This is a genomic window from Vibrio sp. SCSIO 43135 (assembly GCF_023716665.1).
In the GTDB taxonomy this organism is placed as follows: domain Bacteria; phylum Pseudomonadota; class Gammaproteobacteria; order Enterobacterales; family Vibrionaceae; genus Vibrio; species Vibrio paucivorans.
In genome coordinates, this window is the sequence record NZ_CP071859.1 from 1,568,910 (window position 1) to 1,591,995 (window position 23,086).

17 protein-coding genes are annotated in these 23,086 nt (G+C 42.4%); 14 read left to right on the forward strand and 3 right to left on the reverse strand.

Annotated elements, in window-relative coordinates; all coding sequences use genetic code 11:
• The first annotated feature begins 127 nt into the window (after positions 1-127).
• The 11 genes from J4N42_RS07105 (at position 128) to rmf (ending at position 17,470) form a co-directional block, all read left to right on the forward strand.
• Entirely contained in the window at positions 128-820 is a 693-nt protein-coding gene (locus tag J4N42_RS07105; protein WP_252030730.1) for a hypothetical protein, read from the forward strand.
• Positions 821-999: 179 nt separating this feature from the next.
• Positions 1,000-3,606 carry an aminopeptidase N gene (gene pepN, locus J4N42_RS07110; protein WP_252030731.1) on the forward strand — a complete coding sequence of 869 codons (2,607 nt, stop codon included), beginning with the start codon at positions 1,000-1,002 and terminating at the stop codon, positions 3,604-3,606.
• A gap of 66 nt (positions 3,607-3,672) precedes the next feature.
• On the forward strand, positions 3,673-3,891 hold the full coding sequence (locus tag J4N42_RS07115; protein ID WP_252030733.1) for a DUF2835 domain-containing protein: 219 nt from the start codon (positions 3,673-3,675) through the stop codon (positions 3,889-3,891).
• 189 nt (positions 3,892-4,080) lie between these two features.
• Entirely contained in the window at positions 4,081-8,922 is a 4,842-nt protein-coding gene (locus J4N42_RS07120; protein WP_252030734.1) for an NAD-glutamate dehydrogenase, read from the forward strand.
• A gap of 46 nt (positions 8,923-8,968) precedes the next feature.
• The gene (gene pyrD, locus J4N42_RS07125; protein ID WP_252030735.1) at positions 8,969-9,979 is read left to right on the forward strand and encodes a quinone-dependent dihydroorotate dehydrogenase; all 1,011 of its coding nucleotides are present in this window, start codon (positions 8,969-8,971) and stop codon (positions 9,977-9,979) included.
• Positions 9,980-10,149: 170 nt separating this feature from the next.
• On the forward strand, positions 10,150-10,695 hold the full coding sequence (locus tag J4N42_RS07130) for a cell division protein ZapC (protein ID WP_252030736.1): 546 nt from the start codon (positions 10,150-10,152) through the stop codon (positions 10,693-10,695).
• 465 nt (positions 10,696-11,160) lie between these two features.
• Positions 11,161-13,281, forward strand: coding sequence for a bifunctional 23S rRNA (guanine(2069)-N(7))-methyltransferase RlmK/23S rRNA (guanine(2445)-N(2))-methyltransferase RlmL (gene rlmKL / locus J4N42_RS07135; RefSeq protein ID WP_252030737.1), 2,121 nt, complete (start codon positions 11,161-11,163; stop codon positions 13,279-13,281).
• 18 nt (positions 13,282-13,299) lie between these two features.
• Positions 13,300-13,542 carry a glutaredoxin family protein gene (locus J4N42_RS07140; protein ID WP_252030738.1) on the forward strand — a complete coding sequence of 81 codons (243 nt, stop codon included), beginning with the start codon at positions 13,300-13,302 and terminating at the stop codon, positions 13,540-13,542.
• Entirely contained in the window at positions 13,520-15,436 is a 1,917-nt protein-coding gene (locus J4N42_RS07145) for an ABC transporter ATP-binding protein (protein ID WP_252030739.1), read from the forward strand. The genes J4N42_RS07140 and J4N42_RS07145 overlap by 23 nt, the downstream gene beginning before the upstream one ends.
• A gap of 6 nt (positions 15,437-15,442) precedes the next feature.
• Positions 15,443-17,131 carry a DUF3466 family protein gene (locus tag J4N42_RS07150; protein WP_252030740.1) on the forward strand — a complete coding sequence of 563 codons (1,689 nt, stop codon included), beginning with the start codon at positions 15,443-15,445 and terminating at the stop codon, positions 17,129-17,131.
• 165 nt (positions 17,132-17,296) lie between these two features.
• Positions 17,297-17,470 carry a ribosome modulation factor gene (rmf, locus tag J4N42_RS07155; RefSeq protein WP_252030741.1) on the forward strand — a complete coding sequence of 58 codons (174 nt, stop codon included), beginning with the start codon at positions 17,297-17,299 and terminating at the stop codon, positions 17,468-17,470.
• Positions 17,471-17,602: 132 nt separating this feature from the next.
• Here the strand turns inward: rmf and fabA are convergent, their stop codons facing one another.
• Together fabA and J4N42_RS07165 are read right to left on the reverse strand one after the other, a co-directional pair.
• Positions 17,603-18,121, reverse strand: a complete 519-nt coding sequence (gene fabA, locus J4N42_RS07160; protein WP_252030743.1) for a bifunctional 3-hydroxydecanoyl-ACP dehydratase/trans-2-decenoyl-ACP isomerase — start codon at positions 18,119-18,121, stop codon at positions 17,603-17,605.
• A 64-nt stretch (positions 18,122-18,185) separates the two neighbouring features.
• Entirely contained in the window at positions 18,186-19,835 is a 1,650-nt protein-coding gene (locus J4N42_RS07165) for a S16 family serine protease (protein ID WP_252030744.1), read from the reverse strand.
• Between the two features lie 154 nt (positions 19,836-19,989).
• On the opposite strand from J4N42_RS07165, the gene matP reads away from it, so the two are divergent.
• The 3 genes from matP to J4N42_RS07180 all read left to right on the forward strand — a co-directional run bounded on the left by matP (position 19,990) and on the right by J4N42_RS07180 (position 21,199).
• Positions 19,990-20,439: a macrodomain Ter protein MatP gene (matP, locus tag J4N42_RS07170; protein WP_252030745.1), complete on the forward strand. Its 450-nt coding sequence runs from the start codon at positions 19,990-19,992 to the stop codon at positions 20,437-20,439.
• 9 nt (positions 20,440-20,448) lie between these two features.
• Positions 20,449-20,760: a DUF3634 family protein gene (locus J4N42_RS07175; protein WP_252030746.1), complete on the forward strand. Its 312-nt coding sequence runs from the start codon at positions 20,449-20,451 to the stop codon at positions 20,758-20,760.
• Between the two features lie 115 nt (positions 20,761-20,875).
• Positions 20,876-21,199, forward strand: a complete 324-nt coding sequence (locus J4N42_RS07180) for a hypothetical protein (RefSeq protein WP_252030747.1) — start codon at positions 20,876-20,878, stop codon at positions 21,197-21,199.
• Positions 21,200-21,371: 172 nt separating this feature from the next.
• Here J4N42_RS07180 and J4N42_RS07185 read toward each other — a convergent pair whose 3' ends face one another.
• Complete coding sequence (locus tag J4N42_RS07185) at positions 21,372-23,084, reverse strand: response regulator (RefSeq protein WP_252030748.1); 1,713 nt, start codon at positions 23,082-23,084, stop codon at positions 21,372-21,374.
• Between the last annotated feature and the right edge of the window lie 2 nt (positions 23,085-23,086).

A 23,086-nucleotide genomic window follows, 5' to 3' on the forward strand; every position in this document is an offset into this window, starting at 1 on the left:
GTGTAATTTAAAGCGAACTCGAAAGGGTTCGCTTTTTTTATGACATTAAATAACGTGATTTAGATCAAAAATTTCGCGTTATTGTGAAAGCAATCCTAAGCTTAAAGAAAAAAGTGAGGAGTGCGCTATGAAATGGATGGTAATAATACTCGCTTGTTTCAGCTTTACAGTATCAAGCAATACCGTAGTCGAAGAGGCTACTAAAGACACTGATAAATCGAACAGTGCCGATTTAACACAGTTTGATCTGCCATTTCTTCTTGGCGATTGGTATTTGATTAATCCAGATCCGGAAAACTCCTCTGAGAATTTTGTAGCGATTAAACTTACTCTAAATTCCAATTATTCATTTCAAATAGATATTCAGAAGAAAGATTACAGTGTCGACCATTGGGAAGGGCTCTACGCTGCAAACGAAGATACCATTATTCTAGGACTGAATACCTCTCAACCTCAGGTCTATAACTACGAAGGCAACCACAATTTACTAAATATGAACGGTGTTACGTTTACCAAAGCGTTACCAAATGCACTGGCGGGTATGTGGTCGAGTGAGTCTTTGTCTGGCGACGATTTGCTTGCTAGCAATGTGAGCCAGATGGACTTGGTATTGCAGCCAGATTTTGTCTTTTTGTTTAGGGTGAGTAATAGTGATGGAGAAGAGGCAGTACATAAAGGTGTCTACTATACAGAGGGCAATAACTTGGTACTGCTTTATGAAAATGGTGAGCACAACACAACTTACACGCTGCAAAATGACCGGTTAACCCTTGAAGAGGAAGGTGGCGGCATGTTTGCCGTACTCAATCGAATCCGATGAAACGATTAACTGACCAGTCTATCTGAATTAGCTGATTGTATATTTATTGTTTATTAATTCAGCACTTATACGAGGTATTTAAGGCAAATACCTCGTATTTTGTATTTAGGAGTTGTATCGTAACCGTTAAATCATAAAGTGATATTTCACTCTTATCTCTCGTCAAAAGGATCAAGACAATGGCTCAAACTCCTACGGCCAAGTACCGCAAAGATTATCAAACTCCGTCGCACAGTATTTCAGAAATAGATCTAACCTTCGACTTATATGATCAAGCCACAACTGTGACTGCTATTTCTACAGTAAAGCAATTAGGCGAGCAGAATGCGCTAGTTCTAGATGGAGAAAGTATCGAACTAAAGTCTCTGAAAGTGAATGGAACAGACTGGGCAAATTATACTTTGCTTGATTCTAAGCTAGAGATCAAAGATCTGCCTGAGCAGTTTGAGTTATCAATAGAAACGTTGGTTAATCCTGAAGCGAACACGGCTTTGGAAGGCTTGTATAAATCTGGTGGAGCATTCTGTACTCAGTGTGAAGCAGAAGGTTTCCGAAGAATTACATACTACCTAGACCGTCCCGATGTCTTAGCGAAATACACTACGAAGGTGATTGCCGATAAGCAGCAATATCCATATTTGCTAAGTAACGGAAATCGAGTGGCTGAAGGTGATTTAACAGATGGTCGTCATTGGGTTCAATGGCAAGATCCGCATCCTAAACCAGCGTACCTGTTTGCATTGGTGGCAGGTGATTTTGATGTCTTACGCGATCAATACAAAACACAATCTGGACGAGACGTAGAGTTAGAGATCTTTGTCGACAAGGGAAATCTTGATCGAGCAAATCATGCAATGGTGTCTTTAATCAACTCCATGAAATGGGATGAAGAGCGATTTGGACTCGAATACGATTTAGATATTTACATGATTGTAGCCGTTGATTTCTTCAACATGGGTGCAATGGAAAATAAAGGCTTGAACGTATTTAACTCTAAGTACGTGTTAGCCAATGAACAAACGGCAACAGATACCGACTACCTTGGTATTGAAGCTGTGATTGGGCACGAGTATTTCCACAACTGGACGGGTAACCGAGTTACTTGCCGTGATTGGTTTCAGCTTAGCCTTAAGGAAGGGTTAACTGTTTTCCGTGATCAGGAATTCTCTTCTGATTTGGGTTCACGTGCCGTAAATCGAATTAATAATGTACGCATTATTCGTGGTCCTCAGTTTGCTGAAGACGCGAGCCCGATGTCACACCCAATTCGTCCTGAAAAAGTGATTGAAATGAATAACTTCTATACATTGACTGTCTACGAAAAGGGCAGTGAAGTTATTCGAATGATGCACACGCTTCTTGGTGAGGAAGGTTTCCAAAAAGGCATGAAACTTTATTTTGAACGCCATGATGGAACGGCAGCGACTTGCGAAGATTTTGTTTCAGCAATGGAAGATGCTTCTGGTGTTGATTTAGCTCAGTTCCGCCTTTGGTACAGCCAATCAGGAACACCAACGTTATCGGTATCCAGCCAATACGACTCTGAAGCAAATACATATACACTTAAAGTGAGCCAACATACAGAAGCAACTCAAGACCAATCTGAGAAGCAAGCCCTTCATATTCCATTTGATGTTGAGCTGTATGACTCCAAAGGCCAAGTCATCGCGCTTCAATCTAATGGCCAGCAACTCGATAACGTTCTTAATGTGACTCAGTCTGAGCAAACATTCATTTTTGAAAATGTTCAAGAAAAGCCAGTGCCTTCAATGTTGAGAGAGTTCTCGGCACCTGTGGTTCTCGACTACGGATATTCTGACGATGAGCTTATTTTCTTGATGGTCCATGCGAAAAACGAATTTGCTCGTTGGGATGCTGGGCAAATGTTATTGGCGAAATACATTAAGAGTAATGTTTCTCGCGTACAAAATGGTGAGTCAATAGAGCTTGCTGAATCCGTCATCGATGCATTTAGAGGCGTACTGCTCAGTGAATCCTTGGAACCAGCATTCATTGCTGAGATGATGGCGCTGCCAAGTCACAACGAAGTATCTGGTTGGTATAAGCAAGTTGACGTAGATTCTATCGCAATGGTATTGAAGACAATAAAAGTGAACATAGCTGAAGCACTTGAAGATGAGCTTAAAGCGGTTTACAACCACCATGCCCAAGAGAGCTACACAATTGAGCATGCAGCGATTGGTAAACGCGCATTACGCAACATTTGTTTGTCATATCTGGCATTCACATCTGAAGGTAATCAGTACGCGCAAGCCCAGTATCAAAAAGCTAACAATATGACTGACACGATTGCTGCTATGAATGCAGCCAACAGTGCGAAACTCCCTTGCCGTAGTACATTGATGGATGATTACAGCGAGAAGTGGAAGCATGATGGATTAGTCATGGATAAGTGGTTTGCGCTGCAAGGTACCAACCCAGCAGATGATGTTTTAAGCATTATAAAAGACACCATGAACCATGAGGCGTTTAGCTTAAAGAACCCGAACCGTACACGAAGTTTGATTGGGGCTTTCCTAAATATGAACCCGGTTCAGTTCCATGCTAAATCAGGAGCAGGCTACCAATTTGCTGGTGAGATCTTAAGGGAGCTTAACAACAGTAACCCTCAAGTGGCTTCGCGCTTGATTGACCCACTGCTCAAATTCCGTAAATACGATGATGAGCGCCAATCTCTGATCAAGAAAGAACTTGAGTCTCTGCAGTCTTTAGATAATCTTGCGAAAGACCTGTTCGAAAAAGTAAACAAAGCGTTAGAGTCTTAGTCAATAAAAGAGGTGGTAGCCACGAGCTACCACCTCATTACCACTGTATAAAATTCCAGTAAGAGTATGAACCAGTACTATTTCAGTCTTAACATCAGCTATCAAAATTTTGTTGTACATTACTCTGGTGCAGCGAGCCAGGTGCAAGTCATTACAGACAATGGTTTGAGGCTACAACTACCCGCAACCCGGTTTAGACCTTTTCTTAGCCAAATTGGCGTAAAAGGGCGCTTTAGGCTAACAACTGACCAAAACAATAAGTTTCTAAAGTTAGAAGTTCTGTGAGTAACTGATTTCATAGATGTTTAAATAGAACTTTAATCACATTATCAAACATTTCACCTCTTACCACCTGTAAAACAATTAACTATTTATCAATAAAGCTTTTACAATAACTCTGCATTACCCGAAGTAGGCACTATGCTTACACCATCCCCTACAAAAAACATACAATTCTAATTGTGGAGTGTGAATATGACCGCGCGTGAAACTTTAATGCCGGTTCTGCTTGAAAAAGTGTATAAGCTTATTCAAGACAAACTCGAGCTTGCTCATCAACCTTTAGTTACACAACTCGCTCAGCATCTTTTTAGCAATATTGCACAAGATGACCTGATGGAAAGAAACGAATCGGATTTATACGGTGCGGTTGTCAGCCTTTGGCACCATATCAATGAAAAGAATCCGGAAGAGATTTCTGTACGAGTATTCAATCCAACAGTTAGCCGCCAGGGTTGGCAGTCAACACACACAATTGTAGAAATGGTCGTTCCAGACAGCCCATTTCTAGTCGATTCAGTAAAAATGGCACTCAGCCGTTTAGATCTTTCTTCTCACTTAATGCTTCATGGTCCAACTCAAATAGAGCGTGATGATAAAGGCGTCATAAAAGGAATTAACTCAGGGGAAGGTGGTTTCCAATCGCTGTTCCACGTTGAGGTTGACCGTCTAAGTAGCAAAGAAGAAATGGCTTCGCTGAAAAACGAACTTCTTAGTATCATGAACGATACGGGACTGGTTGTTAAAGATTGGTTGCTGATGGTTGAAAAGCTAGAGCAAGTGACCAACGAAGTCGAAGCACAAAAAGACAAAATTTCTATTGAAGGTGATCACTACGAAGACACCGTCAAGTTCCTACGTTGGTTAGGAAATCACAATTTCACCTTCATGGGCTATAAAGAGTACGACTTAGTTTCAGTCGATGGTGATACCGAGTTAAGGCCAACGAAAGATAAAGGCCTTGGTTTGTTTGCCAATGAGCGTCGAGTCCGTAGCGTAAAACTATCAGATTTCCCTGATTCTGCTCGTTTAGAAGCGAAAAAGCCTTTCTTGCTTATTGTTACCAAGGGCAACACTCAGTCACGTATCCATCGTCCTGCATACACCGACTACATTGGCGTTAAGAAGTTCGATAAGAACGGCAAGGTGATTGGTGAGCATCGATTTACTGGCCTTTATACCTCAGCAGTCTATAACCAAAGTGTTGAAAGTATTCCACTGATCCAAGAGAAAGTAGAACGTATCTTGGAGTCGAGTGGTTACCGAGACGGCTCATATTCATACAAAGCACTGCACAATATTTTAGAAAACTACCCACGAGATGAACTGCTACAAGCTAAAGAAAACGAACTGCTTGAAGTAGGTATGGGTGTCGTTCAAATGCAAGATCGTGACTTGCTTCGTTTGTTTGTTCGCAAAGACCCATTTGGACGTTTCTTCAGCTGTATGGTTTATGTAACGAAAGATCGTTATAACACGGAACTTCGTCGTCAAACCCAGAGAATCCTAAAGCAGTACTTTGGTTGTGAGCAAGAGGTTGAATTCACAACTTACTTCTCTGAAAGTCCACTAGCAAGAACTCACTATATTGTTCGTGTTGATAACAACAACATGGACGTAGATGTAAAAACAATCGAGCAAAACTTAATGGAAGCATCTTCTACTTGGGATGATCGTTTATCAGACGCGATTATCGCAAACTTTGGTGAAAGCAAAGGGTTACCACTTTCTAAAGAATATTTGCGTGCATTCCCTCGTTCGTACAAAGAAGACATGATGCCAGGATCTGCGGTTGCAGACATTGAGCGCTTAGAATCACTAAGTGATGATAACAAACTTGGTATGCTGTTCTATCGCCCACAAGAAGAGGCGGCGGATTCAAAAGCGGTGCGCTTGAAACTGTACCACCGTGATGAGCCAATCCACCTTTCTGATGTAATGCCTATGCTTGAAAACCTTGGCTTACGTGTGATTGGTGAATCTCCTTACCAAGTGAGTAAAACAAATGGCCAAACTTATTGGATCCTAGATTTCTCAATGCTTCATAAGAGCGAGAAAACTGTGGATCTACGTGAAGCTCGTGATCGATTCCAGCAAGCATTTGCTGCAATTTGGGCTGGCGATCTAGAAAGTGATGGCTTTAACCGATTGGTATTAGGCGCTTCATTAACAGGACGTGAAATCTCAATTTTACGTGCTTATGCTCGTTATATGCGCCAAGTTGGCTTCCCATTCAGTCAACAATACATTGAAGATACGCTGAGCCATTATCCAGATCTAGCAAAAGGCCTAGTGGATCTTTTCGCTAAGCGCTTTGAACCTAAATCGAAAGGCAGCCAAAAAGGTCAAAACGATCTTATTAAGAAGATTACCGAGCAGCTTGATCATGTTGAGAGCTTGGATGATGACCGTATCATTCGTCGCTATATGGAAATGATCACTGCGACTCTTCGTACCAACTACTATCAGTTGGACGATAATAAGCAGTATAAGCCTTGGCTATCGTTGAAGATGAAACCAAGTGATATTCCAGAGATTCCTCAACCGGTTCCAGCGTTCGAAATTTTCGTTTATGCACCAGACATTGAAGGTGTGCATCTGCGTGGTGGTAAGGTTGCGCGTGGTGGATTGCGTTGGTCAGATCGTCAAGAAGATTTCCGCACGGAAATTTTAGGTTTGGTTAAAGCACAACAAGTTAAGAACACCGTTATTGTTCCTGTTGGGGCGAAGGGTGGTTTCGTATGTAAGAGACAACATACTCTAACAGCACGTGATGAGATCTTCGCTGAAGGTCAACGTTGTTATAAGCGTTTCATCAGAGCATTACTCGATGTGTCAGATAACATCATTGAAGGTGAAGTTGCACATCCTAAGAACGTCGTGCGTCATGACGAGGACGACCCGTACTTGGTCGTTGCTGCTGATAAAGGCACAGCGACATTCTCTGACTTGGCTAACTCTGTTTCAGAAGAGTACAACTTCTGGCTAGGTGATGCATTTGCGTCGGGTGGCTCTAACGGCTACGACCACAAAGCTATGGGTATCACAGCGAAAGGTGGTTGGGAATCGGTTAAACGTCACTTCCGTGAGATGGGAATTAACTGTCAGACAACTGATTTCACGGCAATCGGTGTTGGTGACATGGCTGGTGACGTATTTGGTAACGGGATGTTGTTATCTAAGCATATCCGTCTGCAAGCCGCGTTTAACCATATGCATATTTTCATCGATCCAAACCCAGACTCAGCTTCAAGTTGGAAAGAACGTGATCGTTTATTCAAGCTGCCACGATCTAGCTGGGAAGATTACGATAGCAAGCTAATTTCTAAAGGCGGTGGTATTTTCTCTCGCCGCGCGAAATCTATTGCTCTAACACCAGAAATTCAAAAAATGCTTGGTACCAAGAAAGCGTCAATGGCACCAAATGATTTGATCAAAGCGATTCTTTCTATGGAAGTGGATCTACTTTGGAATGGTGGTATTGGTACTTACGTTAAAGCAGCATCAGAGACTCATACTGATGTAGGCGACCGTGCGAATGATGTACTTCGTATCAACGGTAGTGATCTGAAAGCGAAAGTGGTTGGGGAAGGTGGTAACCTTGGTATGACTCAACTTGGGCGTATTGAATATGCTCTAGCTGGTGGCCGTGTTAACACTGACTTTGTGGATAATGTTGGCGGTGTAGACTGCTCGGATAACGAAGTAAATATCAAGATCTTCCTAAATGGTTTGGTGACTAATGGTGATCTAACTGTTAAGCAGCGCAATAAGATCCTTGAGTCTATGGAAGACGAAGTAGGTGAAATCGTTCTAGACGATGCGTATTGCCAATCTGAGTCTATTTCTGTTACAGAACATCAAGGCGTTTCATTGGTTAAAGAGCAAATCCGCTTTATTCATACAATGGAAAAAGCAGGGCACCTTGACCGCGCATTAGAATACATTCCTGATGATGAGACCTTGTTAGAGCGTGAAAAACTTGGATTAGCGCTAACTCGTCCAGAGCTTTCTGTACTTATTGCTTATGGCAAAATGGTTCTGAAGGAAGAGTTGGTTCACGATGACATTGCTAATGATGAATTCCACGCTCAGAAGCTTATCACTTACTTCCCAACTGAGTTACGCCGTAACTATTCTCAGTACATGGACAATCACCCTCTTCGTGCTGAGATCATAGCGACAGTTCTTGCTAATCAAATGGTTAACGAAATGGGTTGTAACTTTGTCACTCGTCTTCAAGAAGAGACAGGGGCAAATGTTGTCGACATTGCTAATGCCTACGTCGCATCCCGTGAGATCTATGGTTTAGGCGATATTCTGACTCAAATCCGTGCACTTGATAACGAAGCGAGTGCTCAAACTCAATACGATGTGATGTACTACGTAAGACGTACATTACGCCGTCTGTCTCGTTGGTTACTTCGCAACCGTACAGGTAAACAGTCGGTTAATGCATTAATTGAGTTATACCAAGCGGACGTTAACACGATCAAAGCTAACTTAGATGATATGTTGGTTCCGGAAGAAGTCGCGGAGCACAATGAGATGGCCAACCGCTGGATCGAGCAGGGTATCTCTAGTGACATCGCAAACTATGTGGCTCGTCTGTCTAGCTTGTATTCAGTACTGGATATTTCAACAGTATCTCGAGAGAAAGGTAAAACAATCGAGCAAACAGCGAAGCTGTACTACAATTTGGGCGATCGTTTATCACTGCACTGGTTCTTGAAACAAATCAACGGCCAAGCTGTTGACAATAACTGGCAGGCACTGGCAAGAGCTGCGTTCCGTGAAGATCTTGACTGGCAGCAGCGACAACTTACGGGCCAAGTCCTAAGTTGCAGTTGTACGCCTGAAGAGCTTGATGTGATGAAAGCGCTTGATGATTGGATCTTAACCAATGAGCTGTCATTACATCGTTGGGAAAACATTTTAAACGAGTTCAAAGTGGGCTCGGTGCATGAATTTGCAAAATTCTCCGTCGCTTTACGGGAATTAATGCTATTAAATTTGAATTGTGCAGCAAATGAGTAAATAATAAGGCCCCGTTTATACGGGGCTTTTTTCTTTCGGAGGCACAATGCTTTACCGTCTAGCCAGGACTGGCTTTTTCCAACTTGATGCCGAAAAGGCACATGATCTAGCAATTAAAAATTTCAAACGATTCACCGGTACACCCCTCGATCTTCTCTATCGTCAACAGCTTCCACATCGTCCTGTTGAATGTATGGGACTTACCTTTAGAAACCCAGTTGGCTTAGCTGCCGGCCTTGATAAAAATGGCGAGTGTATCGAAGCATTTGACGCAATGGGTTTTGGTTTTGTCGAAGTGGGTACAGTAACTCCACGTCCACAAACTGGAAATGATAAACCGCGTTTATTCCGTCTTGTTGAAGCGGAAGGCATTATCAACCGAATGGGCTTCAACAATCTCGGGGTTGATAATCTAGTAGAGAATGTAAAGAACTCAAAGTTTAACTGTGTACTTGGTATTAATATTGGTAAAAACAAAGATACGCCAATTGAGAAGGGTGCAGAAGATTACTTGATTTGTATGGAGAAGGTGTATCAATACGCAGGATACATTGCTGTCAATATTTCTTCTCCAAATACTCCGGGGCTTCGCTCACTACAATACGGTGAGGCGTTAGATGAGCTGCTGTCAGAGCTGAAAGTCAAACAGAGCGAGCTTGCTGAAAAGCATGGTAAGTATGTACCTTTAGCTCTGAAGATCGCACCGGATCTAAGTGACGATGAAATCAGTCAAATCTGTGATTCATTGATCAAAAATAACATCGATGGTGTTATCGCAACTAATACCACGTTAGATAGAACCGTCGTTGAAGGAATGAAGCATTCTCATGAAGCCGGTGGTTTGAGTGGTCGACCTGTTCAATCGCGTAGTACAGAAGTTGTTCGTCGACTTCACGAAGAGCTTGAAGGCAAACTACCTATCATTGGTGTCGGTGGGGTAGATTCATTTGTCGCCGCTAAAGAAAAAATGATGGCAGGTGCAAATCTCGTTCAGGTCTACTCTGGTTTTATTTACCACGGACCAGCACTGGTAAGAGACATCGTTAAAAATCTTTAATTATGAGTGACATTGTCACAACTAGCTCTAGGCCAATAATTAGATGATATTGAGAGGAAATGAGTATTCATTTCCTCTTTTTTTTTGACTTATCCCACATAAAATTACCAAATCAACAGAAAGGTAATTAAGCGTTTACCTAGTTACTAACCAGAATAGAGATTGGAACGATGCTTAAACCCAGTGACAAATGGACTTGGTATTATGACGACAGGGAAGGCTATCTTATGCTGGACCTGGGTCAAGACATGGTATTCAAAACCAACTTATCTCGTAAACTTCTTGTCGATTGCGCCCTCGCGATCAACGAATTCTCTGTTGACGATGCTGCAGCGTTCGAAATTTTTCGCGAACAGCTATCCTATCTTTCTTTATCTGAACCTCGCCAAGCCGAACTTGCTCTATATTGTGTGGCTGCCAAACGGTTCCACAAAACGGTGCAGCCAAAGAGTTGGTTTTTTGATGGTCTAAGCTCTGGGGATGAATCACCGAAAGAGGGTGATTTAATACGTATGAGAAACGCCCACAGCGACGGTTATTTTATTGTATTAGAAGTAGGCGAGTCAGCTAGCTTATGTGCATGTATTGATTTAGACGGATTCAATCTAACCAGCACCAAATCACTAGTATTTGGTCAAGCAATTAAAGTCATGCATGACAGAATTTCTGTCGCTAACCACGAATTTCTAAGCCATCCAATTGCTATGGTAGGTTAGCGAACCACTCACATTATTCGTTCCTTCGTTTCATTAGAACTTTCTATCGGCCAATAGGCCGATTTTTTTTGTTCAAAATTCGGTGTCGCTAATTAGTTATCAAAGTTTTATTTGTGAGATTTATAGCGATATAGAAATTTTTTTGCCTCTCAACGGCGATTAAAAGTTGGCCTAAAGATGGCCAGTATCGCCATTTATTCCTCCTTTAATGCGTTTTTGTAAGTCAATTACAGTCAATATAAGTGTGTGGTATAGACCAATATTACCGAGAATAAGTATTCACTTCGCCTGTAGGCAAGTAAAAATGTAGATATAGAAAAACGGTAAAGACTATAAAGGCTAAAAAATAAATGAATAAATGCTGAGCAGTTAGCGGCGAAGAGTAAGAAAATTCGTTCTATCGTTTACTCTCAATAAGGATTGTCAGGTATAATGTGCAGTCATTTTTCAAAACTAAAGAACGCTATGCATCAATATCTTGCGGTAACCTCTAATGGTTTAGAGAACCTGTTAGCTGAAGAGCTTAAGAATCTTGGGATCACTAACGCTAAGCCTGTCCAGGCAGGGGTGAAATTTAAGGCTTCCAATGAGCAGATTTATCGCTGCTGCCTGTGGAGTAGGCTTGCCTCACGCTTTGTACGCGTTCTGTCTGAGTTCACGTGTCAAGACGACATGGACTTATACCTATCAGCTACGGCTATTAATTGGGTAAATCACTTCCATAGTAGTAAGAAGTTTGTTGTTGATTTCAATGGTACAAACCGTGAGATCCGTAACAGCCAATATGGTGCGATGAAAGTTAAAGATGCTGTAGTCGATTGTTTTGAAAAGAAAAATCTACCTAGACCTTCGATCAGTAAAGATCGTGCAGATCTTAGAATCCATGTTCGTCTTCATAAAGACAAAGCTTTGCTGGGCATCGATATGGTTGGCGGAGGCTTGCACCAACGTGGTTATCGTCCTGAATCAGGTCGCGCTCCACTACGTGAAACCTTAGCGACAGCTATCTTACTAAGAAGTGAATGGCAACATGATAAGCCATTGCTAGATCCTATGTGTGGTTCTGGTACCTTGCTTATAGAAGCCGCTATGATGGCTGCAAACATGGCTCCAGGAGTCAAAAGAGAGCGCTGGGGTTTCGAATCTCTAGAGGATTTTGAGCCTGAACTTTGGGCAGAGATTAAGTCGGAAGCCAAGGTACAAGCGAGAAGGGGCGTCAAAAAAGTTGACGCTAAATTCTACGGTTTTGATAACGACGAAAGAGTAATTAAAACGGCTCGTGATAACGCACGTAGAGCCGGTGTGGAATCTCTGATCGAATTCAACGTAGGTGACGCAGCAAAAGTAACGCGTCCTAGCGAGTTTGAGAATGGCGTAATTGTAAGCAATCCACCTTATGGTGAGCGCTTAGGTACTCATCCTGGCCTTATCGCGTTATACACCGCATTTGGTGCACAGTTAAAGGCTGAGTTTGGTGGTTGCTCGGCGTCTATCTTCTCTAGTTCTGATGAGCTATTAAGCTGCTTAAGAATGCGTGCCGATAAGCAATTTAAGCTTAATAATGGTGCGTTACCTTGTCACCAAAAGAACTATTCGATCTCTGAACGCAGTGGTCAGCAAGCTGGAAATCCAGATGCGTCTATCGAAATAGCACCTGACTTTGCTAACAGATTAAAAAAGAACATCGCGAAAATAGGAAAGTGGGCGCGTAAAGAAAAACTCGATTGCTATCGTATTTATGATGCTGACTTACCAGAGTACAACGTAGCAATAGATATCTATTTGGACCATCTTGTCATCCAAGAGTATGCAGCTCCAAAGAACATCCCAGAAGAAAAAGCGAAACGTAGACTGACTGATATCATTCGTGCGGCGATCCAAGTAACTGAAACTGATGCTAACAACGTTGTTCTCAAAGTACGAGAAAAGCAGAAAGGACGTTCACAGTATCAAAAACTGGCTCAGCAGTCTGAGCGACTAACCGTGAATGAGTATGGTGTTAAGTTGATAATCAACCTTCACGATTACCTAGACACGGGGTTGTTCCTCGATCACAAAATCACTCGTCGTAAGTTGGGTGAAATGGCGCAAGGCAAAGACTTCTTGAATTTATTTGCCTACACCGGTTCTGCTACTGTTCATGCAGCTTGTGGCGGTGCTAAGTCGACTACGACAGTCGATATGTCGAACACTTATCTTGAGTGGGCGAAAGATAACATGAAACTTAACGGTCAGGTTGGACGTCAGCACCAGTTTGAACAAGCTGATTGTTTGCAGTGGCTGGCTAACTCGAAAGGCCAATACGATCTTATCTTTATCGATCCCCCAACATTTTCTAACTCGAAGAGAATGGAACAAACATTCGATGTTCAACGTGACCATGTCACGTTAATGACTAACTTGAAACGTTTACTAAGAGAAGACGGTACTATCGTGTTTTCAAATAATAAGCGTCATTTCAAAATGGATAACGCAGCTTTGGAGGAGTTAGGCTTACAAGCTAAGAATATTTCTTCTCAAACACTGCCTTTAGATTTTGGTAGGAATAAGCACATTCATAATTGCTGGGTTATTACTCACAAATAAGATTGAAAGGATTCTATTTTGTTAACGCTATACAGCACTGAAGGGTGCCATTTATGCGAAATGGCTTTGGAATTGATCACAGAGGCTGGGTTAAAACGCAGCGTTGAAGTTATTGATATCGCAGGTAACGACGAGTTGTTTATCCGTTACGGTGTCACGATACCTGTAGTAAAATTTGAAGCGAATGAGCTCAATTGGCCATTTGATTTAGAACAGTTAAAGAATTGGTTGGATAATAATGGCATTACTTACAGTACATAACGCGCAGTTGGCATTTGGTGATCACCCATTACTCGATCACGCCGATTTTGCTTTACAGGAAAATGAACGTGTTTGTCTTGTTGGGCGCAATGGGGCCGGCAAGTCAACAATGATGAAAGTGCTGTCTGGAGAAATTGTTCTAGATGACGGCAAGATGCAAGTTACTCAGGATGTTGTTGTTTCTCGCCTCGAACAGGATCCACCGAGGAATCAAGAAGGCACCGTACTTGATTATGTTTCTGGCGGCTTAGCTGGCATAGGCGAACAGCTGAAGATCTACCAAGATCAGCTGGATCTGGTTGCTGTTGACCCTTCAGAAAGCAATATGAACAAACTGGCTCGTATTCAAGAGTCATTAGAACACGCCGGCGCTTGGCGTTTTGAAGATAGGATCAAAAACGTACTCGGGGCTTTGAAATTAGATGGGCATACTAAACTAACGGATTTATCCGGTGGTTGGCAGCGCAAAGCTGCGTTAGCTAGGGCTCTTGTATGCGACCCCGATGTTCTACTACTTGATGAACCAACCAACCACTTGGATGTCACCACAATTGAGTGGCTTGAAACCTTCTTAAAAGATTTCAGAGGTTCGATAATCTTCATTTCTCACGACCGTACTTTCATCAAGTCAATGGCAACGCGTATCGTTGATCTTGATAGAGGCAAGCTCAATTCTTTCCCTGGTGATTATGATAACTACTTAACCGAAAAAGAAGAGTTGCTCCGAGTCGAAGAAATGCAGAATGCGGAGTTCGATAAAAAACTTGCACAGGAAGAAGTGTGGATTCGTCAGGGTATTAAAGCTCGTCGAACACGTAACGAAGGCCGTGTAAGAGCGCTTAAAAAGCTTCGACAAGAGCGTAGTGAAAGGCGAGAAGTACAAGGTAAGGTAAATCTACAAATCGATGATGCTGCTCGGTCAGGTAAAATCGTGTTTGAAGCAGAGAACCTTAACTATACGATTGAAGGACAGAAGATCGTCGAAGACTTCTCCTTTAATATTATGCGTGGTGACCGTATCGCACTGATTGGGCCAAACGGCTGTGGTAAAAGTACATTACTAAAGCTGCTTCTTGATCAGTTAAAACCAGACTCTGGCCGCTTACACTGCGGAACTAAGCTCGAAGTCGCGTACTTTGACCAATATCGTGAAGTGCTCGATCCTGAAAAATCAGTCATAGACAACTTGGCTGACGGCAAGCAAGAAGTGATGGTTGGTGGTCGTGAAAGGCACGCATTAAGCTATCTACAAGATTTTTTGTTTGCGCCCAAACGCGCGCGTACTCCTGTAAAAGCTTTATCCGGTGGTGAGAAGAATAGGCTTTTACTTGCTCGAATTTTCCTCAAATCGAACAACCTGCTGATTCTAGATGAACCAACTAACGATTTAGATATAGAAACTTTGGAACTTTTAGAGGATTTGCTTGCCAACTATCAGGGAACGTTGTTATTGGTTAGTCACGACCGTGAGTTTGTAGATAACACCGTAACAACGAGTTGGATATTTGAAGGTAACGGAGTAATTGAAGAGTTTGTCGGCGGTTATCACGACGCTCAACAGCAAAGGGCTCAGGTAAAAGCATCAAGAGGTGTGCAATCTGCGCCAAAAGAGAAAAAAGTCGTTGAGGAAACTCCCAAAAATGCGCCACTAAACAATAAGCCAAAGAAATTGTCTTATAAACTACAGCGCGAGCTCGAATCACTTCCTTCGCTTTTAGAGGAATTGGAAGTTGAAATTGAAGCATTACAAGGCGAGGTTAATACCCCTGAATTCTTTTCAAAGCCTGTAGAGCAAACACAAACGATATTAGATAAGCTGTCTGCTAAAGAGCAGGAGCTAGAAATTGCGTTCGAGCGCTGGGAAGAGCTCGAAGCGATGCAACAGGAAAGTTAAGTACCGATGAGTAGTAAGTTATTTAAAGTTTCAGCAGTCGCAGCTACAGTATTTACTGCGCTGAATGCAAATGCGGCGTTGTATCAAATTGTCGAAGTCGCCCCTGAGGGGATAAGCGACGGCGAATATAGCGAAGTACATGGCGTTGCGATTCAGCCAAGTACTTTTGGCGGTGATATGGGTTGTTTTGGAACATCATGTTCAGCGTCTCAATTCAAGTTAGGTGGCGAAACATGGGTCGATGTTGAAGGCAATAGCTATCGTGAGGAAGTGCCGTGGGCGATGGATCGGACATTTGCTTATCTTGACGAACGCGGCGACTTTGAAAGCTATTGCTACCGAGAGTTACTTTACTCTACTTGTGAGTCGTGGGCTGATCAGCATTGGAAGGTGTGGGAAAGAGAACTAAATGGGAACCAGACTTCTAACGTGTTAGCGTTTGTAGAAGACGACCCTAGCGCATATGACAATGCCTTTAATAACGTTATCAATAGCCTTGCCGCAGATCCAACTGACCCAGCTAGTGCAGTATCACCGGTAGGTAACCAAAGTACAGCGCCTCAAGACTGGAATCAGCAGAACTCTGGCACTCGAAACCGCATCGTATCTCCAGTAACGCCTGATGGTGTTGCTCCTAATGATTGGTATCAGGGTAGAGCTTGGGCAGTAGATAGCACTAATACTTATGCTGTGGGAAGTATCGCAAGACAAGTAAGCAACGAAAATGGTGAACAGCATTCTTCGAAAGCTTCCATATGGAAAAACAATGAATCACCTGTCCAAATAGGGTGGGCTTCTAATGTCCCAGAAAAAGACGGTGAACTGATTGCACAGGGCAGCTTGCGTGATATCGTTGTAAAAGACGGAAAAATTTATGCGGTAGGCTACAACACCTACAGAGATGACAATTATTACAATGCTACTATCTTTTCTGTTACCGAGTCTGATTACGCGACCGCTAGTGCTTGGTCTAAGCGTGAGATTGACAAAGTTCAATCTAAGATCGATGGTGACTTCATCCACAGTAACTCAGTAGCTTCAGCGATTAACGATAACTTAGTTGTTGTTGGTACTGCAAAGCTATCTGGCAGTAAACCTCAAAACGGGGCGGCGGGTAACAAGATATTTGTTGTTGATGACGCATCAAGCTCAAGTCCGAAAGCAAGCTTCTTAAGTGGTGGCATCTTCTTTGATGGTGCTGGCGGTAAAGTAGGGGCTATCAACAACTATAACGAGATCGTTGGGCAACTTGACGCCGAAGATACCCGTGAGAATGATGGTAAGCCAAGGCGCAAGCGTGCATTCATTTATCCGTATAACGTTGATACTGATCGCAGTGCAATTATTGGTAATCAAGCTCAATTCCTCGATAACCTAACTAATGGTGGGTCGTATTCTGATTCAAACAACGAATATCGTATAATCGATGCTACTGACATCAATGACGCAGGCGTTATTTCAGGCACAGCCATCAAATGTGAAGGTGGATACGATGACACGACTCACAACTCATATTGTGGTGGTGGTTCACAAACAGAGACGATGGTTGCGGTAAAACTGATTCCGATTCAAGGAGCGAGCAATAGTGATATCGAACCTCGCGGTATTGATGATCCTGTTGTCGAACGTAGCGGCGGTTCTCTTAGCTGGTTGATGTTATCCGTACTTGGATTGCTAGGGTTCCGTAGAAAATAGGTTAAATTTTCATCTAGGGCACAACTTCACACTTTTGGAGTTGTGCCTTTTTTAATGCTTGTGAAAGGACGTTTTTTGATCGATTCTTAATTGTGGGTTAATAAAAGATCCACATAATTTTAATAGTAGTACGTTAGAACAAATTTTATGTATGAGGACGACACTATGAAGAGACAAAAGCGTGACCGCCTAGAAAGAGCGCAATCTCAAGGGTACAAGGCAGGGCTTAACGGACGTTCATCCGAAACGTGCCCTTACCAGCAGATGGATGCTCGGTCCTATTGGTTAGGTGGTTGGCGTGATGCCAGAGACGATAAACAAGCTGGCCTCTACAAATAACACAACCCTCCACATACAACAGAAGGAGAGCCCCTGATAAAGGGGCTTTTTAGTAAATATCTAATGCACTATAACTAAATATATTGAGAACAAAAAAGCGACTCAAATGAGTCGCTAATATCAATACATCATTTAGAACGCAGAAGTATCTTGGAAAAGACCTACTTTCAGGTCTTTAGCTACGTAGATTTCTTTGCCATCTACCAATACGCGGCCATCTGCTAGGCCCATTACTAACTTACGATTCACAACACGCTTCATGTGAATTTCATAAGTCACTTTTTTGGCAGTAGGAAGGATTTGCCCGGTAAATTTAACTTCGCCAACACCTAGTGCGCGGCCTTTACCTTTGCCTCCAACCCAGCCAAGGAAGAAGCCAACAAGTTGCCACATCGCATCTAAGCCAAGACAACCAGGCATTACCGGGTCTCCAGGGAAGTGGCAGTCAAAGAACCATAGATCCGGAGTAATATCTAACTCAGCCAAGATTAGGCCTTTACCGTAGTCGCCTTCCGTTTCCGACATTTTAGTCACTCGGTCCATCATAAGCATATTTGGCGCAGGAAGCTGAGGGTAACCAGGGCCGAACAACTCACCTTGGCTTGATGCTAGTAGATCGTCACGGTTATATGAATCACGTTTGTTTTGCATTATCAATTACTCCAATTTTTGATACGAGCATGTTAGTGAACAGGTGTACGCTAAACAACTCCGATCAGTGAGATCTAAACAAGTTTTTTAACTTGTCTAACACCGTGGGTGGATGCTCAAGTCTTTCAAAGTTTTCAATACGTTCCGCTATTTTGGCAATAACACTGTTCTCGTCTTCTCCACGGAATGGTTTATCCAACAATATTGGGGTCGCTTCATCGACATTGGAGACTGGCCACAAATGGAAGTCACCATTCTTTATGCTTTCAATGACATCTTTATGAAGTGCTAAATGCTTTAGGTTACTACGCGGCAAAATAACGCCTTGTGAACCAGTTAGGCCTTGGTGTTTGCAGACGTGATAAAAGCCTTCGATCTTTTCATTCAAACCGCCAACAGCTTGGACTCGACCGAATTGATCTACTGCACCTGTAACCGCAATCTGCTGATTAATTGGGTATTCTGAAAGTGCGCTGACAAAACAGCAAAGCTCTGCAAGTGATGCGCTATCACCGTCGACTTCACAGTAAGATTGTTCGAAAACGAGCGAAGCAGAGTAGGGTAAAGGCTCATCAAGATTCAGAGCACTGCTTACAAATGCTTGCATGATCATCATGCCTTTTGCATGTAGATTGCCAGCCAGCTCAGCTTTACGTTCAACATCAGAGACGTCACCATCGCCGAAGTGAATCACACAAGATATTCGAGCCGGCTCTCCGTAAGATTGCGGGTGACCAGGAACATCGATGACGGTTAATCCGTTGACCTGACCAACTTGCATACCTTCCGTTTCGATGATTACCTGGCCATCAAGGATATCTGATAAAGCTCGCTCAGGCAGATAAGATTCACGATAGAGTTTTTGGTCTATTGCTTGGTCAATATGTTGATATTCAATGTCACGCGTTTTTGAGACGAGAGCAGCTTCTTGTATTAGTGCGAGATGCCACATCAGGCAAAGTGGCGCATACCTTTGATCCTCTGTATATCTTGCGCCAGCGACCAGTAAGCGGTCTATCGCAGAATGGGTAAGAGTAGGGAGCTGATATTCTTTTACGAGCCACTTGAGGTATCCTAAATACAACTCTGTATTGGCGGCACTCAGATTGATCTCTAATTCAACTTCCCCAAACAAACAAAGACCGGTATGGATATCGGCATCAAGATAATCTATTTCTGCAAGCTGAGAACGATCCCCTACAATAATGATTTTCAGATCATAGCGACGGCCCTGAATACTCTGGCCAATTGCCTTAGAATCAACATTTATTGAAGAAACAGCTTCGCCTAATAACGCAGACTTTAACTTTAACCAACTTACTGGGTTGGACAATATAAAATTGGCAGACAAAATCAAGTAACCACCATGGGCCTTATCCAATAGCCCATCATGTTGCTCAATCGAACCACCTTCCATCACTTTGTATCGCCCGAATACCTCTAAAGGATCGAGTGTTTCACTCGCTACAATAGGTTTGTTGCCTATAATCTGGATCAACTTATTCGCAATAACTTTACGATAGAGCGCATTGTCCGGCGAATTCACCATCATTACGCGTGAAATACCGAACAACGAAACGAAATGCTCTAGTGCACTACACAATCGAGGTTGTGTTTGCATAAACTCGTTAGATTCGATCTCTTCAAATCGATTTAGAACAGACTGTATTTCATTGTATTGAGGGGTAACGGCGCGCCAGATCTCTTGATTCATGAAAACTTCAAAGTGATTTAAAAGGATGCAAAGTATAGCGGAAAAATGTAAACCGCTATATAGATAAATGATCTCTCTCCGGTTTTTGAAGTCGCAGATTGAACATCAACAAGGTATGGGTTACGCTGTCACCATAACTTGCAAGGAAACCATCATGAAATACCAACAGCTTGAAAATCTAGAGTGTGGCTGGAAATGGCAGTATCTAATTAAAAAGTGGAAAGACGGTGAAGCAGTAACTCGTCACATCGACTCCAGCGAAGTAGAGGCAGCGGTAAAGTTACTCCAAAAAATTGAACACGAACCGACTCTTGTTTTGGAATGGATCGACAACCATATGTCGCTAGAACTAGACAACAAGATGAAGCAGGCTATTCGTGCTAAGCGCAAGCGTCACTTTAATGCAGAGCAAATTCATACTAAAAAGAAATCCATTGATTTGGACTACCGTGTATGGGAGAAGCTTTCGTTTCGAGCTAATGAGTTGGGGTGCACGTTATCCGATGCTATCGAATATCTGTTATCAGAGGCTTCAAGAAGTGAAAAAGCAAGCAAGGCTGTAAGTAATTTAAAAGAAGACCTGAGTAAGCTATTGTCTGATTAAGGAGCAAGTATGCTTTATGTAATTCTTATTGCAGCGATCGTGGTTTTTTGGCTAGTAGCTGTAGATAGACCTGTCCTTAAAGTTAAGTTCCAAGCTGGTAAGATCGTAAAGGTCAAAGGGCATTTCCCACCGAAGTTTCGCCATAACGTTGAAGAAATTGCCGATATCGTCCCATTTGACGGAATATTTAAAGTTTATCAACAGCGCACTGGTATGAAATTGGTTTTTTCTGAAGCTGTACCAAAGAAAGTTCAGCAACGTATTCGAAATGTTTTTCCTCACCAAGGGTTTTCAAGCAAGCCAGGCTCAAAAAGAGCGTAATCTGGTGTTTGCAAAGTATGAAAGAAGCCAGGGCTGCTCGTGAAGGATTTAACTTAGATTGAGCGTATGGTAATACTTACTGATAATCGACCTCTAAATCTGGAGGTCGAATTGTATGAAGCTAATATTATTTGTACTGGTGTTCATTGGTTTTTCATTGCCAGTTCAATCCGACGACGCCGAGCACAACATTGCCGCTAAAACGCTTAAAAAGAAAGTAGAGCGTTATATAGATAAACGGCAACTCGTTCAGTTTGGTTACTGTGACATAACTTTCCAAATGGAACACAAACAGAACAAAGCTGTGGTCAAACGCATTCAAACTCGAGGAAGCACACAGCTTTGCAAACTCAGTAAGAAAGCCGTTAAGATTGGCCAAAAAGTGAAATATGAAGAGCCAGAGAAGTTCATTAGAATCCATATATCGACGAATAACTAAGGTTATAGTTGGTGCGCATTATGTATATTATGTTAAATCAAGTGTAGCATTTCATAGTATTACAGTCCGCCCCTCTATTTTTTAATATAACCGCCCTAAGCATTAAACATAAACGGATTTACCATAAAATACCTAATAATCAGTTAGTTAATCTTCGATTCTCAACTGATTATTAGCTTACAACCATCTTTATCGCTTTATGGATTTCTTTGCTTCTTATAGGTTTAGATACAAATGCGTTCATCCCTGCGTCCAAACACTTTTGTTTATCACACTCCATAGCATGAGCCGTTAACGCGATCACGGGCGTTATATTACACAACTTACGGATGTGTCTTGTCGCGGTCACACCATCCATTATTGGCATCGACATGTCCATTAAAATTAAGTCGACACTTTTTATGTTCCCTTTAAGATAGTCGAGCGCTTCCTGGCCATTGTTTAGGGTTATGACGTTGTAACCACTTCTTTCTAGCAGCAATTTGATAACCATCTGATTGGAATACGTATCTTCTACGACCAGAACATTCAGATTACTGCTTAACTCTATGTCAGGCGTGAATCTGATTGGAGAGCTTTCAATTGGTTTAGAGACTACAGGAAGTGAGACACTAAACTGCGAACCCTTGCCTTTCACACTCGAAACAGAAATATCACCATTCATCAATGTAGTGAGGTGTTTAGTGATAGACAAGCCCAAACCACTACCACCATACATACGTGTAATTGAGCTATCGGCCTGTTTGAAAGGTGTAAAGAGGTGCTCGAGCCTATCTCGTTCGATACCAATTCCACTATCTGCAACTGAAATTCGTAAGACATCGTTGTCGAGCTTTCCTTTGATAGAGACATATCCTTGCTCTGTGAACTTCACTGCGTTACCCACTAGATTAAACACTATCTGTATGACGCGAGTCGGATCGACCCATAACATTTCCCGTTCCGAGAAACTCAAATCCACATGAAACTCTAGGCCTTTATCTCGTGCGAGTTTTGAAAAATGTTCCAACATCACACTCAATTTACTGTGTAATTCGACCCACGTTTTTTGAATTGGGAAGTTACCGGATTCAATTCTAGTCAAATCGAGAATATCGTTGATCAATACCAACAATAGCTCAGCTGAAATCTCCATTTTGTCCAGAGCTTCCAAGTGTCGAGGGGTTTGGATATCTTCCTGTAACAAGTCTATAAAGCCGAGCACTGTATTTAATGGAGTACGTAATTCATGACTCATCATGGCAAGAAAGCGAGATTTAGCTTCGTTTGCTGTCTCTGCTTTTTGCTGCGCTAACTTAAGCTCTTGTGTTCTGAGCTCGACCAGTTCCTTAAGGCTTTCTTTTTGTTCTATATCTATGATTGCTCGCTCAAGCAAAGGCCTAAAACGTGACAACGTATCGCGCGTCTCTAAACTAAACTGCCCTTTCTTCGCTCCAAGTAGAAGTATGACCGATTCAGATATCGTCGTTTTAATGCCAGTGAGTAACACGCTCTGTATATGGTCTCTCAAGAAGTGATTTAGTTTGCTAAAACCCTGAAGTTTATTGGGCTCAAACAGGATTGTGCATTCACCATCAAGAACGCGTTCAAACTTTGGAGACTGCTCCCATTGCGCGTTAACAAATGCAGAGTTAGAAGTAAGAAAAGTTCGATATAAATCTTCTCCCTGAGTGCGACTAAGTACCACAAAGTCAGAAAAATCTATATGCAGAGAAAGCACGCGCTTCAGTTCATGAAAGATATGGTGCTTGTTATCCGCCCCGGTAATACTCGAAATTGCATCAAGAATCGCTTGGTTCTCTGCCGCTAGTTGCTTCTCTCTTTCTTGGCTTTGTTTGAGCTCTATAAGTGCTTCAGCCAATTCTTCTTTGTCTTTCAAACGCATAA

Coding starts and splice junctions, on each gene's coding strand:
- J4N42_RS07115 (WP_252030733.1), top strand. CDS start 3,673: ATGAACCAGTACTATTTCAGTCTTAACATCAGCTATCAAAATTTTGTT.
- J4N42_RS07185 (WP_252030748.1), bottom strand. CDS start 23,084: ATGCGTTTGAAAGACAAAGAAGAATTGGCTGAAGCACTTATAGAGCTC.
- J4N42_RS07145 (WP_252030739.1), top strand. CDS start 13,520: ATGGCATTACTTACAGTACATAACGCGCAGTTGGCATTTGGTGATCAC.
- pepN (WP_252030731.1), top strand. CDS start 1,000: ATGGCTCAAACTCCTACGGCCAAGTACCGCAAAGATTATCAAACTCCG.
- pyrD (WP_252030735.1), top strand. CDS start 8,969: ATGCTTTACCGTCTAGCCAGGACTGGCTTTTTCCAACTTGATGCCGAA.
- J4N42_RS07180 (WP_252030747.1), top strand. CDS start 20,876: ATGAAGCTAATATTATTTGTACTGGTGTTCATTGGTTTTTCATTGCCA.
- fabA (WP_252030743.1), bottom strand. CDS start 18,121: ATGCAAAACAAACGTGATTCATATAACCGTGACGATCTACTAGCATCA.
- J4N42_RS07150 (WP_252030740.1), top strand. CDS start 15,443: ATGAGTAGTAAGTTATTTAAAGTTTCAGCAGTCGCAGCTACAGTATTT.
- rmf (WP_252030741.1), top strand. CDS start 17,297: ATGAAGAGACAAAAGCGTGACCGCCTAGAAAGAGCGCAATCTCAAGGG.
- matP (WP_252030745.1), top strand. CDS start 19,990: ATGAAATACCAACAGCTTGAAAATCTAGAGTGTGGCTGGAAATGGCAG.
- rlmKL (WP_252030737.1), top strand. CDS start 11,161: ATGCATCAATATCTTGCGGTAACCTCTAATGGTTTAGAGAACCTGTTA.
- J4N42_RS07130 (WP_252030736.1), top strand. CDS start 10,150: ATGCTTAAACCCAGTGACAAATGGACTTGGTATTATGACGACAGGGAA.
- J4N42_RS07175 (WP_252030746.1), top strand. CDS start 20,449: ATGCTTTATGTAATTCTTATTGCAGCGATCGTGGTTTTTTGGCTAGTA.
- J4N42_RS07165 (WP_252030744.1), bottom strand. CDS start 19,835: ATGAATCAAGAGATCTGGCGCGCCGTTACCCCTCAATACAATGAAATA.
- J4N42_RS07120 (WP_252030734.1), top strand. CDS start 4,081: ATGACCGCGCGTGAAACTTTAATGCCGGTTCTGCTTGAAAAAGTGTAT.
- J4N42_RS07105 (WP_252030730.1), top strand. CDS start 128: ATGAAATGGATGGTAATAATACTCGCTTGTTTCAGCTTTACAGTATCA.